Source organism: Achromobacter sp. RTa (assembly GCF_000757485.1).
Taxonomy (GTDB): Bacteria; Pseudomonadota; Gammaproteobacteria; order Burkholderiales; family Burkholderiaceae_B; genus Achromobacter.
In genome coordinates this window covers 1,913-17,440 of the sequence record NZ_JPYO01000035.1, presented here as the reverse complement: position 1 = coordinate 17,440, position 15,528 = coordinate 1,913, and the positions used below count along the sequence as shown (strand labels likewise).

General features: G+C 67.4%; 14 protein-coding genes. 8 read left to right on the top strand and 6 right to left on the bottom strand.

Features of this window, described 5'->3' with window-relative positions; genetic code table 11:
- The 3 genes from JL37_RS30670 to JL37_RS30445 form a co-directional block, all read left to right on the top strand.
- On the top strand, positions 1-1,818 hold a 1,818-nt coding region (locus JL37_RS30670; RefSeq protein ID WP_197064602.1), incomplete at its 5' end, for a YadA family autotransporter adhesin.
- 11 nt (positions 1,819-1,829) lie between these two features.
- Entirely contained in the window at positions 1,830-2,267 is a 438-nt protein-coding gene (locus tag JL37_RS12775) for an outer membrane protein assembly factor BamE (RefSeq protein ID WP_231570336.1), read from the top strand.
- Between the two features lie 68 nt (positions 2,268-2,335).
- Positions 2,336-2,890: a hypothetical protein gene (locus JL37_RS30445; protein ID WP_156124296.1), complete on the top strand. Its 555-nt coding sequence runs from the start codon at positions 2,336-2,338 to the stop codon at positions 2,888-2,890.
- A gap of 112 nt (positions 2,891-3,002) precedes the next feature.
- Here JL37_RS30445 and ssb read toward each other — a convergent pair whose 3' ends face one another.
- Positions 3,003-3,518 (bottom strand): single-stranded DNA-binding protein, encoded by a 516-nt coding sequence (ssb, locus tag JL37_RS12765; protein WP_043544512.1) that lies wholly within the window; start codon positions 3,516-3,518, stop codon positions 3,003-3,005.
- A gap of 300 nt (positions 3,519-3,818) precedes the next feature.
- Complete coding sequence (locus JL37_RS12760) at positions 3,819-5,003, bottom strand: MFS transporter (protein WP_043544511.1); 1,185 nt, start codon at positions 5,001-5,003, stop codon at positions 3,819-3,821.
- A 178-nt stretch (positions 5,004-5,181) separates the two neighbouring features.
- Here JL37_RS12760 and uvrA point away from each other — a divergent pair, with 178 nt between their 5' ends.
- Complete coding sequence (gene uvrA / locus JL37_RS12755) at positions 5,182-8,067, top strand: excinuclease ABC subunit UvrA (protein ID WP_043544510.1); 2,886 nt, start codon at positions 5,182-5,184, stop codon at positions 8,065-8,067.
- A gap of 4 nt (positions 8,068-8,071) precedes the next feature.
- Complete coding sequence (locus tag JL37_RS12750) at positions 8,072-8,734, top strand: glutathione S-transferase (protein ID WP_043544509.1); 663 nt, start codon at positions 8,072-8,074, stop codon at positions 8,732-8,734.
- Positions 8,735-8,751: 17 nt separating this feature from the next.
- On the opposite strand, the gene JL37_RS12745 is transcribed toward JL37_RS12750, so the two are convergent.
- Positions 8,752-9,654, bottom strand: coding sequence for a LysR family transcriptional regulator (locus JL37_RS12745; protein ID WP_043544508.1), 903 nt, complete (start codon positions 9,652-9,654; stop codon positions 8,752-8,754).
- Positions 9,655-9,779: 125 nt separating this feature from the next.
- Here JL37_RS12745 and JL37_RS12740 point away from each other — a divergent pair, with 125 nt between their 5' ends.
- Together JL37_RS12740 and JL37_RS12735 are read left to right on the top strand one after the other, a co-directional pair.
- Entirely contained in the window at positions 9,780-10,787 is a 1,008-nt protein-coding gene (locus tag JL37_RS12740) for a tripartite tricarboxylate transporter substrate binding protein (RefSeq protein ID WP_043544507.1), read from the top strand.
- Positions 10,788-10,816: 29 nt separating this feature from the next.
- Positions 10,817-12,010 (top strand): M20 aminoacylase family protein, encoded by a 1,194-nt coding sequence (locus JL37_RS12735; protein WP_043544506.1) that lies wholly within the window; start codon positions 10,817-10,819, stop codon positions 12,008-12,010.
- Between the two features lie 23 nt (positions 12,011-12,033).
- Here JL37_RS12735 and JL37_RS12730 read toward each other — a convergent pair whose 3' ends face one another.
- From JL37_RS12730 to JL37_RS12720, 3 genes are read right to left on the bottom strand one after another with little or no spacing between them, the layout of a single operon-like run.
- Positions 12,034-13,161: a deoxyguanosinetriphosphate triphosphohydrolase gene (locus JL37_RS12730; protein ID WP_043544598.1), complete on the bottom strand. Its 1,128-nt coding sequence runs from the start codon at positions 13,159-13,161 to the stop codon at positions 12,034-12,036.
- A 23-nt stretch (positions 13,162-13,184) separates the two neighbouring features.
- Positions 13,185-14,261, bottom strand: a complete 1,077-nt coding sequence (aroB, locus tag JL37_RS12725) for a 3-dehydroquinate synthase (RefSeq protein WP_043544505.1) — start codon at positions 14,259-14,261, stop codon at positions 13,185-13,187.
- The gene (locus JL37_RS12720) at positions 14,258-14,899 is read right to left on the bottom strand and encodes a shikimate kinase (protein ID WP_043544504.1); all 642 of its coding nucleotides are present in this window, start codon (positions 14,897-14,899) and stop codon (positions 14,258-14,260) included. The genes aroB and JL37_RS12720 overlap by 4 nt, the downstream gene beginning before the upstream one ends.
- 113 nt (positions 14,900-15,012) lie before the next feature.
- On the opposite strand from JL37_RS12720, the gene JL37_RS30880 reads away from it, so the two are divergent.
- On the top strand, positions 15,013-15,528 hold a 516-nt coding region (locus JL37_RS30880), incomplete at its 3' end, for a transglycosylase domain-containing protein (RefSeq protein WP_231570335.1).

Sequence of the window (15,528 nt, the reverse complement as noted above, 5' to 3'; positions counted from 1 at the left end):
ATCACCAACGTGGCGGCAGGCGCCACCGACACCGACGCCGTCAACGTCAGCCAGTTGAAGGCCGTGGACGGCAAGTTCCAGGACCTCATCGACACCGACACGGGCATCAAGTATTTCCACGCCAATTCGCAGGCGGCCGACAGCCGCGCGCTCGGCGCGGAAAGCATCGCCATCGGTCCCCGGGCGCTGGCGGACGCCGAACAGGCCATCGCGCTGGGCGACGCCGCCACGGCGGCCGGCGCCGGCGCAATCGCGCTCGGAAGCGAGTCGGAAGTCCGTGGCGCCCGGGCGGTAAGCCTGGGCAGCGGCAACAACGTCAGCGGCGCAGGCGCGTTCGCGCTGGGCAACGACAACACCGTCGCCGCCGCCAATGCCTTCGTGCTCGGCAGCAACGTCTCGATCCTGGATGGCGGCCTGAGCGGCGCGGTAGTGCTCGGCAATGGCTCCACCGTGACGGCGGCAAGCGCGACCGCGGGCGGCACGATCAACGGCACCGAGTATCTCTACGCCGGCGGCAATCCGGCGGCGGGCGATGTGCTGAGCATCGGCAGCGCCTCGGCGCCCCGGCAGATCCAGAACGTCGCGGCGGGCCGCATCGCCGCCGACAGCACGGACGCGGTGAACGGTTCCCAGCTTTATGCGACGAACCAGGCCGTTGATTCGCTGGGCATGACCGTCAACAACATCGCCAATGGCGGCGCAGGGGTCAAGTACTTCCACGCCAATGGCGGCGCTTCGGCGGTCTTGCCGGACTCGCAGGCCAACGGCCTGGGCAGCGTCGCGGCCGGACCCGCCGCGGTCGCCTCGGGCGCCAACTCGGTCGCGATGGGCAACGGAGCGGTCGCAAACAAGGACGGCGACGTCGCCTTGGGCGCTGGATCCGTGGCCGACCGCGGCGCCGAGAGCTACACCGGGAAGTACTCGGGCGCGCAGAACGATACGGCCGGCACGGTTTCGGTAGGCGCGCCGGGCGCCGAGCGGACCATCAGCAATGTCGCCGATGGCCGCAATGCGACCGACGCGGTGAACGTGCGGCAGCTCGAAGGAGCGGTCAAGGAAGCCAATGAGTACACCGATAAGCGCATTACGGAAGTCGCTGGCTCGGTCGTGGAAGTCGGCGACAAGATCGACAAGATCGATAACCGCGTGACTGCAGTCGAAGGCGACGTCTCTACCATCAAGAACGGCGCGGACGGCATGTTCCAGGTCAGCCAGGGCGATACGCCGCCCCCGGCGCCCAAGGCCAGCGGCTCCAATTCGACCGCCGGCGGCGCAGGCGCGGTCGCCTCAGGCAAGGACAGCACCGCCATCGGCAATGGCGCGCAGGCCACGGGCGCAGGCGCCACGGCCGTCGGCCAGGGCAGCAAGGCCTCGGGCAGCAACTCCGTGGCGCTGGGTGCCGGGTCGGAGGCGGCGCGCGACAACAGCGTGTCGGTGGGTTCGGAAGGCTCGGAACGCCAGATCATCAACGTCGCCCGAGGGACGTCGGGAACCGATGCCGTCAACGTGAACCAACTGCGGGAAGTCGAGACCGGCCTGAGCAACCAGGTTGCGGGCGTACGCCGCGACCTGCAGCAACTGGACAACCGCTTGAGCGCGGGCATTGCCGGCGCCATGGCGATGTCCGGCCTGCCCCAGGCGTATCTGCCCGGCAAGAGCATGTTCAGCATGGGCGGAGCGACCTGGCGAGGCGAGAGCGGCTTCGCGATGGGCCTGTCCACCGTCTCCGAAAACGGCAAATGGGTGGTGAAGGGCCTTGCCAACAGCACCTCGCGTGGCGACGTCGGCGCGGCGGTGGGCGTGGGCTATCAGTGGTAAGGAGCAAAGCAATGACCGTCATGCACAACAACAACAAGGCCGGAATCGGGCCGCGGCGCTTGGGAATTGCCTCGGCGTGCGCCGTGCTTGCCGCCCTGCTGGCCGGCTGCGGCAACCTCAGCCGCGTCAGCGAATCCGGCACGACCGACGCGCCCGTATTCCCCGTCGTGGACGATGCCGCGCCGGGCCTGGGTTCCTGGCCGAATCTGGAGAACCTGCGCAATGTGCGCGCCGGAATGTCCAAGACGCAGCTATACCAGTTGCTGGGGCCGCCGCATTTCCGGGAAGGCGTGCTGGGCGTGCGGGAATGGGACTACCTGTTCCACCTTCCGCGAGGCGGCGAAACGATGCAGTGCCAATACAAGGTGCTGTTCGACAAGTCCATGCTGGCGCGCAGCTTCCTCTGGAAGCCGCAGGCATGTTCAGAGGCCCTTGCGCCCCAACCCTGACACGCGAAGGGGCCCTGCCGGTTCGGGCGGGCCCGCCCGTCCCCTACTCATAGAAAATCCAGCCCGATATGAATCGCCATTCCAGATTGATCGCTTGCATCGCTCCCGTCTTCGTCCTTGCGGCCTGCCAGCCCTTGCCTCGCCAACAGGGCGGCGCGGGCGCCCCGGCCGCGCAGCAACCGGCCGCGGCCGCACAGCCCACACAACAGGCCCGGCAGGCCCCGGCCCCGAAGGTGGAGTTCCGGCTGGCGCAAGCTGCGCCGGGCAAAGGCCTGCAAGCGCTGCGCGTGGACAACCAGACCCTGCACTATCAGCCCGCGCCGGTGCTGGCCCGGGACGACCTGGCCTCGGTGACGCCGATGAAGACCAAGGACGGCCGCCCCTTCGTGCATCTGCAGTTCAATCAGGCGGGCGCGCAGAAGCTGGCGCAGATAACCCGGCAGAACGTGGGTAAATCATTGTTGTTCACGATCAACGGGCAGCTTGTCGGCATGCCTCGGATCGGCGGCGCCATCAACGACGGCGCCCTGAACCTCAGCATGAACTCCGAAGCCCAGGCCATCGACGTCACCAATGCCATCATCGGCCATGAGGCCGTGAAGGCTAGCCCGGCGGGCGGTTGAGCGCGGGGTCCGGAAAGGGATTTCCCGCTCGGGCCGGCGCGGCGGCCGGCCAAAACAAAACCCCGGGCTTCCGCAAGAAAGGCCGGGGTTTGCCGCAAGGCGGGGGCGGGACTCAGAACGGAATGTCGTCGTCCATGTCCGCCAGGTTGGCGCCGCTGCTGGCCGGAGCCGCCGCGGGGGCCGGGCGCTGCTGGGGAGCCGGACGCTGCGCCGGAGCGGCGCGCTGCTGGCGCGGCGCGTCGTCGTAGCCGCCACCGCCGCCGTAGCTGGCGCCACCGCCGCCGCCGTCTTCGCGGCCGCCCAGCATCTGCATCTGGTCAGCGACGATTTCGGTGCTGTAGCGGTCGGCGCCGGTGTCCTTGTCTTGCCACTTGCGCGTCTTGAGGCGGCCTTCGATGTAGACCGAGCGGCCCTTCTTCAGGTATTCGCCGGCAATTTCAGCCAGGCGGTTGTACATGACGACGCGGTGCCATTCCGTTTCTTCGCGGCGCTCGCCGGAAGCCTTGTCTTTCCAGGTGGAGGTGGTGGCAATGGACATATTGCAGATTGCCGCCCCGTCGGGGCTGTAGCGGACTTCCGGGTCGCGTCCCAGATTGCCCACGAGTATGACTTTGTTAACCGATGCCATGCCGTTGTCCCTCTGTTGTTGACAGCCTGCGCCTGTGCGTTACCGCGAGCGCGCCGGCAACAACATAAAAGCGATGTTGAAGACCGGCTTCATGAAACTCGCCGGTCACCATCACGATGACCGGCGACGCCGGGTGAAGCCCTAGATTGGTGTCTATTATCGACGAAAAGAGGCCGTCGCGCCAAACGGAAATAGTGACAAAACCGCCCGCCCCGCCCTGGAATTTGACGGGCGTTGGCCGTCGTTCGAGGCGCGATCCGCGACATTTCCGCCTGGCGCGGGCCAGGCGGGCCGCGCGGCTCAGGAAAGCGGCCGCAGGGCCCAGGTGACGGCCAGCCAGACGGCGGACAGGACCGCGGCGGCAAGAAACACGGCATTGGACCCCGAATGCGCGGCCAGCCAGCCGCCCAGCGCGCCCCCGGTGAACAGGCCCGCGGCCTGGGCCGTGTTGTAGAAGCCCAGCGCGAGCCCCTTGTAGGCCTGCGGGGCCACCCTGGACACCAGGGAAGGCTGCAGGGCCTCCAGCACGTTGAAGGCGACGAAAAAGCCCGTCAATGCGGCCGCCAGCGTATAGAAACCATGGCTGGCGGCGGGCAGCAGCGCGCACACCACGATCAGGCCGGCGACGGCGGCGCGCAGGGCGCCGCGGTGGGCGCGGCGCTTTTCCGCGACGAAAACCACCGGCACCATCAGCACGAAGGACACCAGGATGACCGGAAGATAGACCTTCCAGAGTTCACGCGCATCCAGCCCGCCTATCTTCGCAAGCAGCGCCGGCACCACCACGAACAGCGACACCTGGATCAGGTGCAGCACGAAGACGCCGAAATTCAGGCGCAGCAGGTCGCTGTGGGTCAGGACCTCCCTGGGCTTGGCCGCCTGCATGGTGCGCGCCTGGGTCCGCGGCACCACGGGCACGACCCAGCGCGCCACGGCCAGGCAGATGACGCCCAGGCAGGCGATGGTCCAGAACAGGCCCGACAGGCCCCACCACCCGACCAGCACGGGCGACAGCACGAGCGAAACGGCGAAGGACAGGCCGATCGACCCGCCCACCATGGCCATGGCGCGCGTGCGCACCTCGTCCCGGGTGGCGTCCGCCAGCCAGGCGGTGACCGCCGCGGAAATGGCGCCGGCGCCCTGGATGGCGCGCCCGATGGTGATCCAGTACACGTCCGAGGCCTGGGCGCAGACGATGCTGCCCGCCACGAACAGCAACAGCCCGAACAGCACCACGGGGCGGCGCCCCCAGCGGTCGGACGCCAGGCCGAAGGGAATCTGCATGAAAGCCTGTGTCAGGCCGTACATGCCCAGCGCCAGCCCGACCCGCGCGGGGTCATCCCCGCCCGGCATGCCGGCGGCGGACACGGCGAAAACGGGCAACAACAGGAACAGCCCCAGCATCCGCGCGGCGAACAAGCCGGCCAGCGCCACGCTGGCGCGGCGCTCGGACGGGGTCAATTTCAGTTTTTTATCTGCCGGCATGCGGAAATTTCAACAATGACAAGGGCTATTCGCGCGCGTGGATGTCATACGCTCACGGTCTGATCTGGCGGTGCGGCGCCGGCCCCGGGCCAATCCGGGCTGAACGACTGCCCCGAACGCGGGGGGATTCGGCGCGCTATAGTACCAAGTTGGCCTTTGAAACCGCTTAACGAGCCCGATGGACGCGATACGCATTCGGGGTGCCCGCACCCACAATCTCAAGAACGTCTCGCTGGACCTGCCCCGCCACAAACTGGTGGTCGTCACCGGCTTGTCCGGCTCGGGCAAGTCTTCCCTGGCATTCGACACCCTGTACGCGGAGGGCCAGCGGCGCTACGTGGAGAGCCTTTCCGCCTACGCCCGGCAATTCCTGCAATTGATGGACAAGCCGGACGTGGACCTGATCGAGGGCCTGTCGCCGGCCATCTCGATCGAACAGAAGGCGGCCGGGCACAATCCCCGCTCCACCGTCGGCACCATTACCGAGATCCACGACTACCTGCGCCTCCTGTACGCGCGGGTCGGCACCCCCTATTGCCCGGACCATGGCCTGCCCCTGCAGGCGCAAAGCGTCAGCCAGATGGTGGACGCGGTGCTGGCCTGGGCCCCCGAGACCCGCCTGGCCGTGCTGGCGCCGATCGCCCGGGGCAAGAAAGGCAGTTTCGAGGACGAATGCGCCAGCCTGCAGGCGCAGGGCTATGTGCGCCTGCGTGTCGACGGCCAGATGCTGGAAATCGACGGCATGGCGCCGCTGAAGAAAACCGAGAAGCACGACATCGACGTGGTGATCGACCGCCTGCGCATCAAGCCCGAAAGCAAGCAGCGCCTGGCGGAGAGCTTCGAGACCGCCCTGCAGCTGGCCGACGGCCGCGCGCTGGCGCTGAACATGGACGGCGGGCGCGAGCAGGTTTTCTCCAGCCGCTACGCCTGCCCGGTATGCAGCCACAGCCTGCCCGAGCTGGAGCCGCGCCTGTTCAGCTTCAACAATCCCATGGGCGCCTGCCCCAGTTGCGACGGCATCGGCCAGGTCGGGTTCTTCGATCCCAAACGCGTGGTCGCCTTCCCGGAACTGAGCCTGGCGGCCGGCGCCATCCGCGGCTGGGACCGCCGCAATGCGTTCACCCATTCGCTCCTGACCAGCCTGGCGGCCCACTACGAATTCGACATCGAGACACCTTTCGAGGAACTGCCCGAGGCGCTGCGCGACAAGGTGCTGTACGGCTCCGGCGAAGAGGAAATCTCGTTTCTCTACCTGAACGAAAAAGGCCGCAGCACGGTCAAGCGCCATACCTTCGAAGGCGTCATCCCGAACCTGGAACGCCGCTGGCGCGAGACCGATTCGGCCACCGTGCGCGAAGAGCTGGGCAAATACCGCAACATCAAGACCTGCCCGGATTGCGCCGGCTCGCGCCTGCGCCCGGAAGCGCGCAACGTGCTGATCGGCCAGGACCCCCGAGGCGGCGAGCGCCATGGCCAGGCCATCTACGAAGTCGAGGCGATGCCGCTGTCGACCTGCCTTTCCTGGTTCCGCGACCTGAGCCTGACCGGCGCCAAGCAGGAGATCGCGCAGCGCATCGTGCGCGAGATCGAAGCGCGCCTGAGCTTCCTGAACAACGTGGGGCTGAACTACCTGTCGCTCGACCGCAGCGCCGACACGATCTCCGGCGGGGAAGCGCAGCGCATCCGGCTGGCCAGCCAGATCGGCTCGGGCCTGACGGGCGTGATGTACGTGCTGGACGAACCCTCCATCGGCCTGCACCAGCGCGACAACGACCGCCTGATCGGCACCCTGCAGCACCTGCGCGACCTCGGCAACAGCGTCATCGTGGTCGAACATGACGAAGACATGATCCGCATGGCCGACTGGGTCGTGGACATGGGGCCGGGCGCCGGCGAGCATGGCGGCGAGGTGGTGGCGCAAGGCGATCCGGAAACCGTGCAGCGCGATCCGGCCTCCCTGACGGGCCAGTACCTCAGCGGCGCGCGCTCCATCGCGATACCCGATCGCCGCCCGGTGGACGGCGAACTGCCCTGGCTGGTGCTGTCGGGCGCCAGCGGCAACAACCTGAAGAACGTGGATCTGCGCATCCCGTCGGGCCGCCTGGTCTGCGTGACCGGCGTTTCGGGCTCGGGCAAATCCACCCTGGTCAACGACACGCTCGCGGTCGCAGTGTCGCGCCAGCTGCATCACGCCCAGAGCGAACCCGCGCCCTACGTCTCGATGCAGGGGCTGGAGAACTTCGACAAGATCATCAGCGTGGACCAGAGCCCCATCGGCCGCACGCCGCGCAGCAACCCGGCCACCTACACCGGCCTTTTCACGCCCATCCGCGAACTATTCGCGGGCGTGCCCGAAGCGCGGACCCGCGGCTACGACCCCGGGCGCTTCAGCTTCAACGTCAAGGGCGGCCGCTGCGAAGCCTGCCAGGGCGACGGCGTGGTCAAGGTGGAAATGCACTTCCTGCCGGACATGTACGTGCCTTGCGACGTCTGCCACGGCAAGCGCTACAACCGTGAAACGCTCGAAATCCGTTACCGCGGGCGCAATATCAGCGAAGTGCTGGACCTGACGGTGGAGCAGGCGCTGGAATACTTCGAGTCGGTGCCTGCCATCGCCCGCAAGCTGCACACGCTGATCGACGTGGGCCTGTCCTACATCCGTCTCGGCCAAAGCGCCACCACGCTGTCGGGCGGCGAAGCGCAACGCGTGAAGCTGTCGCAGGAACTGTCCCGCCGCAGCACCGGCCGCACGCTTTACATCCTGGACGAGCCCACGACGGGCTTGCATTTCCGCGATATCGAGCTACTGTTGCAGGTGCTGAACCAGTTGGTCGACAGCGGCAACACGGTGCTCATCATCGAACACAACCTGGACGTCATCAAGACGGCCGACTGGGTTGTCGACATGGGCCCCGAAGGCGGCGACGGCGGCGGCCGCGTGGTGGCGCAGGGCACGCCGGAAGACGTCGCGGCCACCGAGGACAGCCATACCGGGCAGTACCTGGGCAAGCTGCTGCGCCGCGCGCCGGCGCCGCAGGCCAAACACTCGATACGTAAGGGATAGCGGCATGTACACCTTGATCATCGCCAACAAGAACTACTCTTCCTGGTCCATGCGTCCGTGGATCGCCCTGCGCGCCGCGGGCATCGCCTTCGAAGAGCAGAAGCTGGGCCTGACCACCGAGGCGTTCACCCGCCACCTGAGCGCCATCACCCCGGCCGGCCTCGTGCCCGTGCTGCTGGACGGCGACTTCGCCATCTGGGATTCCCTTGCCATCTGCGAATACGCGGCCGAACGCCACCCCGAAGCCGGCCTGTGGCCGCAGGACGCCCGCGCGCGCGCCCGGGCGCGCTCCCTGGCCGCGCAAATGCACAGCGGTTTCGGCGCAATGCGCCAGGCGCTGCCCATGAACGTCGAGGCGCACCTGCCGGGCATCGACTTTCCCGAGGCCGCGCTCCAGGATATCTCCCGCATCCACGCCATCTGGCAAGACACCCGCGCCGAGTTCGGCGGCGGCGGGCCGTTCCTGTTCGGAGCGTTCTCGATCGCCGATGCGTTCTTCGCTCCCGTGGTTTCCCGGTTCACGACGTACGGCATCGCCGCAGCGGGTTCCGTGCGCGACTACATGGATGCCGTGCTGGCCCTGCCGGCCATGCAGTCGTGGATGCAGGACGCGCGCGCCGAAGCCACCTTCGTGCCCGAGGACGAGCCCTACCGCAAGCATCGCTGAAGGCAGCCCGCTCCGGCTCAGTCGCGCAGCCGCTCGGCCACGAATTCGCGCAGCAGCCCCATCGCCGGCGCCTCGGTGCGGCCCGTCAGGGTCACCAGCGCGAACAGGGCGTGGCTGCGCAGCGGCGGATCGGCCGGGAGTTCCGCCAACTCTCCGGCCTCGATGCCGGCCCGGGCCGCCCCCACGATACCCAGGAAGACCGCGTCCGACACGCGCACGGCCTCGAGCAGGCTGCCGATCTCGTCGCAACGCAGGCGTACCGAGGTTTGCGGATCTGCCTCGACGCCGAAGTGTTCAACCAGGATCCGCTCCGTATCCGCCGCCAGGAAGGTGGACGCCAAGGGATAGGACGCGATCTCCGCGAAGCGCGGCGGACGCGCCGCGCGGGCCAACGGATGCCCCGGACGGCAGATGAAGCCCGCCCGCATCTGCGACACGGGCTCGATGCGCAGATCGGCCGCCGGCACGATGCCGCGGGTATCCACCACCAGCGCATCCAGCCGCCGCTGGCGCAATAGCGCCAGGTGGGCTTCCAGCGAACCGCGCATCACTTCCAGGCGCAATTGCGGATAGCGCTGCGCAACGTGCGCCAGCAAGGGCGTCATGAGCATGGCGCCCGGGCCTGAACCCAGGCCGATGCTGATGGCTCCCCTGTCCCCCTGGGTCAGCAATTCGGCGCTGCGGCGCAACTCGGCCGATTCGAACAGGATGCGGCGGGCGCGGCCGGCGACGGTCAGGCCCAGCGGCGTCAGTTCCGTGCGCTTGCCCATGCGGTCCAGCAGCCTCGCCCCCAGATCCTCTTCCAGTATCCGGATGCTGCGGCTGAGCGCCGACTGGGTCAGGTGCAGGCGTTCGGCCGCGCGGCTGAAGGAGCCCGCTTCGGCCACCGCCAGCAGATGTTCGAGCTGCTTGAGGTTCATGCCGGGGATTTCCACTCAAGTATGAGTTTTTTTTCTAGCTTCCAGAATAACAATTCGTTAGACAACTGGCGATGGCTATCCCTAGCATGCCGTTCACGACACCACATTCCAAAAAGGGGAAACTCGTGAGCAAGCTTTTCGACCGCCTGCGTCTCGCCGGCTGTGCGGTGGCGCTGGGCGCGGCGCTGTCGGGCCAGGCCGCCCTGGCCGCCGACTATCCGAACCGGCCCGTAATGATGATGGTGCCGTATCCGGCGGGCGGCACGTCCGACGCCATCGCCCGCGTGGTGGCCCCGCCCGTGTCCAAACAGCTGGGCCAGCCCGTGCTGGTGGAGAACCTGGGCGGCGTCAGCGGCGCGCTGGGCGCACAGAAGGTGCTGGCGGCCAAATCCGACGGCTATTACCTGTTCCAGGGGTCGCCCAACGAGCTGATCCTTTCGCCCATCGCCAATCCGGCGGTGAAGCTCAAGAGCGAGGATTTCCGCCTGGTGCAGATGATCGGCATGGCGCCCATGGTCATCGTGGCGCGCAGCGATCTGCCGGCGGCGACCGCCGATGAACTGGTCACGCTGGCGCGCTCGCGATCGGCCACGCAGCCGCTCACGTTCGGCAGCGTGGGGGTGGGTTCGCTGTACCACGTCCTGGGCGAGCACCTGGCCCGCACCATCGGCGCCAACATGGTCCACGTGCCCTACAAGGGAGGCGCGCCGCTGATGCAGGACCTCGGCGGCGGCCAGGTGGACATCGCCATCCTGCCCCTGTCCCAGCAGCAGATGGCGCTGGCCGAACAAGGCCGCGTCAAGCTGCTGGCCAGCCTGGACCCGCAGCGCAGCACGCTTCCGGCCCTCAAGGCCGTGCCGTCGGTCAATGAAGGCCAGCTGCTCAAAGGCTTCAACTTCACCACCTGGACCGGCTATTTCGTCAAGCGCGACACGCCGGAAGCCGTGGTCGCGCAACTGCAGGCCGCGCTCAACGCCGCCATGCAGGACCCCGCGGTGAAGCAGAGCCTGACATACCAGAACATCGAAGTCTCGGCGCCGATGAGCGCCGAGCAGGCGGACACGATGTACCGCGCCGAGACCGAGCGCTTCCGCGAAATCTCCAGCCATGTAAAACTGGCCGGCACTCCCTGAACGCTCCCCCACCCAAGGAAAGACCCGACATGCATCCGATCCTGCAGACCATGACCGCTCAGGCAGACGAGTTCGTCTCGATCCGCCGGGACATCCACCGCAATCCCGAACTCGGCTTCCAGGAATTCCGCACCAGCGACCTGGTGGCGCAATGCCTGGCGCAGTGGGGCTACGAAGTGGAGCGCGGGCTGGGCGGGACCGGCGTGGTCGGGCAGTTGCGCCGCGGCGACGGCGCCAGGCGCCTGGGCCTGCGCGCCGACATGGACGCCCTGCCCATCCAGGAAGCCACGGGCCTGGAGCATGCCAGCCGCAACGAAGGAGTCATGCACGCTTGCGGCCATGACGGCCATACGGCGATGCTGCTGGCCGCGGCCCATCACCTGGCCCGGCACGGCGATTTCAGCGGCACCCTCAATCTGATTTTCCAGCCCGCCGAGGAAGGCCTGGGCGGAGCCAAGCGCATGATGGAGGACGGGCTCTTCCACAAGTACCCGTGCGACGCCATCTTCGCCATGCACAACATGCCCGGCCACCCTCAGGGCCATCTGCTGCTGCGCGACGGCCCCACCATGGCTTCGTCCGACAACGTCACCATCGTCCTGGAGGGCGTGGGCGGGCACGGCGCGGTCCCGCACCGCGCGGCCGATCCCGTCGTCGCCGGGTCGGCCATCGTACTGGGGCTGCAGAGCATCGTCGCCCGCAACATCGATCCGCTGCACATGGCCGTGATCACGGTCGGCGCATTCAATGCCGGCAAGGCCAACAACGTCATTCCCCAGACGGCGACGCTGAAACTCAGCGTGCGCGCGCTGGACCGCCAGGTGCGGGACACGCTGCAGGCGCGCATCACCGAACTCGTCCACAGTCAGGCGGCCAGCTATCAGGTGCGGGCGGCCATCGAATACAACCGCGGCTATCCCGTGCTGGTGAACACCCAGGCCGAGACGGATTTCGCGCGCGAAGTGGCGGTGGAACTCGTGGGCCCCGGAAAGGTGGATCCGCAGACCCGGCCGCTGACCGGCAGCGAGGACTTCGCCTTCATGCTCGAGGAAGTGCCCGGTTCCTATCTGCTCGTCGGCAACGGCGACGGCTCGCCCGAGGGCTTCAACAGCGGCCATGGCGCCTGCATGGTGCACAACCCCGGCTACGACTTCAACGACCACAGCCTGCCCGTGGGCGCGGCCTACTGGGTCTTGCTGGCGCAGCGCTACCTCGCCGGCTGAGCCCGCCGCGGCGCCGCGCAGCCCTAGCTCATCTCGAACAGGCGCCGGTGCTCGCGGATGGCGTAGCGGTCCGTCAGGCCGGCGATATAGTCGGCGATCGCCCGGGCCTGTTCGTTGAACGACGGCCTGCGGTAGTCGGGCGGCAGCAGGCGCGGATCGTCCAGGAACGCGACGAACAGTTCGCGCACGATGCGCCGCGCCTTGGTCGTCATGCGCAGGACGCGGTAATGGCGGTACAGGTTGTCGAACAGGAACTTCTTCAGCTCGTCCGCCTCGCGCCGGATCTCGTCCGAAAAGCTCGCCAGCATCGGGGCGCGGCGCACGTCGTCCGCGGTGGCCGGCGCGAATTCGCGTATGCGCGCCAGCGAGGTCTGCGTCAGGTCGACGATCAGCGTATTGATCATCCGGCGTATGGTTTCGGCCACCGCGCGACGCGGGGCCAGGCCGGGATAGCGCTCCAGCACGTAGGCATGGTGGCGCTCGAAGATCGACACGTCCTTCAGCTGTTCCAGCGTGATCAGCCCGGAACGCAGGCCGTCGTCGATGTCGTGGTTGTTATAGGCGACTTCGTCCGCCAGATTGGCCAGCTGGGCCTCCAGCGACGGTTGCGTGCGGTTCAGGAAGCGTTCGCCCACCTCGCCCAGCTGGCGCGCATGCGTGGCCGAGCAGTGCTTCAGGATGCCTTCCCGTGTTTCGAAACACAGGTTCAGGCCGTTGAAGTCGGCGTAGCGTTCTTCCAGCTCGTCCACCACCCTCAGGCTTTGCAGATTGTGCTCGAAACCGCCGGCCTCCGGCGCCAGCTCGTGCATGCAGGCGTTCAGTTCATCCTGGCCGGCGTGGCCGAACGGCGTATGGCCCAGGTCATGGGCCAGAGAGATGGCTTCGGTCAGGTCTTCGGACAGGCCCAGGCTGCGCGCCAGGGTGCGCGCGATCTGGGCGACTTCCAGGCTGTGGGTGAGGCGGGTCCGGAACAGGTCGCCCTCGTGGTTCACGAAGACCTGGGTCTTGTATTCCAGGCGCCGGAACGCGCCGGAATGGACGATGCGGTCGCGGTCGCGCTGAAACTCGGTCCGATTTTCCGGCGGAGGTTCGGCGTAGGTCCGCCCGCGCGATTGAGACGGGTGGGATGCATAGGAAGCCAACTCTTTCATCTGCAACACCGTCTCCCTTGCGTCTATTGGGTGGTGCGGGCCAGGACGGCGCGCACGGCATCGTCGGGAGCCGTCCGGGTGACGGCTTCGCCGATGCGGGTAATGAGCACGTAGCGGATCGAGCCGCCTTCGGTCTTCTTGTCCACCTGCATCAGTTCCAGCCAGCGGTCCGCCCCCAGGTCCGGCGCCACGGCGGGACAGCCGATGGCGGCCACCAGGGCGCGCACGCGGGCCACGTCATCGCGGTCGAAGCCGGCGACGTCGGCGGACAGCTCGGCGGCCTGCACCATGCCGCAGCCCACCGCTTCGCCGTGCAGCCAGGCGCCGTAGCCCAGGCCGGACTCTATGGCGTGGCCGAACGTGTGGCCCAGGTTGAGAATGGCGCGCAGGCCGGATTCGCGCTCGTCCTTGCCCACCACCTGCGCCTTGAGCTCGCACGAGCGGCGGATGGCATAGGCGATGGCCTCCGGATCCAGCGCTCGCAGCTTCTGGGCGTTTTCCTCGCACCAGGACCAGAATGCCGGGTCCAGGATCAGCCCGTACTTGATCACTTCGGCCAGGCCCGCGGAAACCTCGCGCGCCGGCAGCGTGCCCAGCACGTCGGTGTCGATCTCGACCGCGATCGGCTGGTAGAACGCGCCGATCATGTTCTTGCCCAGCGGATGGTTGACGGCGGTCTTGCCGCCTACCGAGGAGTCCACCTGGGCCAGCAGGGTCGTGGGCACCTGCAGGAAACGCACGCCTCGCATGTACACCGCGGCGGCGAACCCGGTCATGTCGCCGATCACGCCCCCTCCCAGCGCCACCAGCACGCAGCGGCGGTCCAGGCGTTGGGCCAGCAGCGCGTCGAAGATCAGGTTAAGCGATTGCCAGTCTTTGTAGGCCTCGCCGTCGGGCAGCTCGATGCGCAGCACCCGCTTGCCCGTCCGCGCGAGCGCGGCTTCGGCGCGCTCGCCGTACAGGGCGGCGATGGTGGGATTGGTCACCACGGCGATCGCGGTGGCGTCGGCGGGAATGCACTGGTCCAGGACGTCCATGCGGCCCGGGCCGATATGGATGGGATAGCTTCCGCCCGGGGTGTCGACGTGTACAACGTTCATATGCGCTTCTCAAAAGCTTGTAATTGCGGCAGCAGGGCCTTGACCAGGGTGTGCACGGGCATGGAGCCCGTTTCCACGACCATGTCGGCCACTTCCTTGTAGAGGGGTTCCCGCAGGGTCATCAGGTCGCGCAGGGTGCCGCGCGGATCAGCGGTGGCCAGCAGCGGACGGTTGCGGTCGCGGCAGGTGCGGCGGAACAATTCGTCCACGCTGGCCCGCAGGTAGACGACGATGCCGCGCTCCCGCAGGCGCAGGCGGTTCTCCGCCGCGAGGATGGCGCCTCCGCCGGTGGCAAGAATTATGTTGCGCCGTTGGGTACACTCTTCCAAGGCGGCAGCTTCCCGGCGACGGAAACCGGCTTCGCCCTCGATTTCGAAGATTACTGGCACCCGCACGCCGCAACGCGCCTCGAGCTCATGATCCAGATCCACAAATTCGCGCCCCAGGGCACGCGCCAGGCCACGGCCTATGGTCGTTTTGCCTGCGCCCATCATGCCCACCAGGAAGACGGGCAGGTCATGAGGCAACGACACGGCCCCGCCCGCGCACTCCGTGGCGCAAGGCGGATTTTCGGGCGTCTCGCCGGGAGACGCCGAGTCCGGGGCAGCCTCCGGACATGAAATAGCGGAAACGTTCATGCCGGCATTATCACACCGCCGCCAGTTGCCCGCGCACCACACTGAACAATTTTGTTACAGATGCCGGTTCCCCGCGCTAAGTCCGGACCGGAGATACCCGTAAAATCGCCGCGATGAGCAAGCCCCAGAATTCCTCCAAGAAAGACAAGCCCTCCAAGAGTGGCTCCCCGATACTGCGATTCTTCGTCAAGACCGGCATCTTCTGTGCCGGGCTGTTCCTGTGCGGCGTCCTGCTGGCTGGAATGGCGCTCGCGCTGGCCTGGCCCAACCTGCCGGACCTGAACGCCATGACGGACTACCGCCCCCGAGTGCCGCTGCGCGTTTATACGGCGGACCGCGTACTGATCGGCGAATTCGGCGAAGAACGCCGCAACGTGCTGCGCTTCAACGAAATCCCGGACGTCATGAAGTCCGCGGTGCTGGCGGCCGAGGACGACCGCTTCTACCAGCACGGCGGGATCGACTGGATGGGCGTGGTGCGCGCGGGCCTGACCAACCTGATCAACATGTCGAAGTCGCAGGGCGCCAGCACCATCACGATGCAGGTGGCGCGCAACTTCTACCTGTCTTCGGAAAAGACCTATTCGCGCAAGTTCTACGAACTGCTGCTGACCTTCAAGATCGAATCG

Excerpts from the sequence above, each read along its gene's own strand:
- JL37_RS12775 (WP_231570336.1), top strand. The coding sequence starts at position 1,830 with ATGACCGTCATGCACAACAACAACAAGGCCGGAATCGGGCCGCGGCGC.
- JL37_RS30445 (WP_156124296.1), top strand. The coding sequence starts at position 2,336 with ATGAATCGCCATTCCAGATTGATCGCTTGCATCGCTCCCGTCTTCGTC.
- ssb (WP_043544512.1), bottom strand. The coding sequence starts at position 3,518 with ATGGCATCGGTTAACAAAGTCATACTCGTGGGCAATCTGGGACGCGAC.
- JL37_RS12760 (WP_043544511.1), bottom strand. The coding sequence starts at position 5,003 with ATGCCGGCAGATAAAAAACTGAAATTGACCCCGTCCGAGCGCCGCGCC.
- uvrA (WP_043544510.1), top strand. The coding sequence starts at position 5,182 with ATGGACGCGATACGCATTCGGGGTGCCCGCACCCACAATCTCAAGAAC.
- JL37_RS12750 (WP_043544509.1), top strand. The coding sequence starts at position 8,072 with ATGTACACCTTGATCATCGCCAACAAGAACTACTCTTCCTGGTCCATG.
- JL37_RS12745 (WP_043544508.1), bottom strand. The coding sequence starts at position 9,654 with ATGAACCTCAAGCAGCTCGAACATCTGCTGGCGGTGGCCGAAGCGGGC.
- JL37_RS12735 (WP_043544506.1), top strand. The coding sequence starts at position 10,817 with ATGCATCCGATCCTGCAGACCATGACCGCTCAGGCAGACGAGTTCGTC.
- JL37_RS12730 (WP_043544598.1), bottom strand. The coding sequence starts at position 13,161 with ATGAAAGAGTTGGCTTCCTATGCATCCCACCCGTCTCAATCGCGCGGG.
- aroB (WP_043544505.1), bottom strand. The coding sequence starts at position 14,261 with ATGAACGTTGTACACGTCGACACCCCGGGCGGAAGCTATCCCATCCAT.
- JL37_RS12720 (WP_043544504.1), bottom strand. The coding sequence starts at position 14,899 with ATGAACGTTTCCGCTATTTCATGTCCGGAGGCTGCCCCGGACTCGGCG.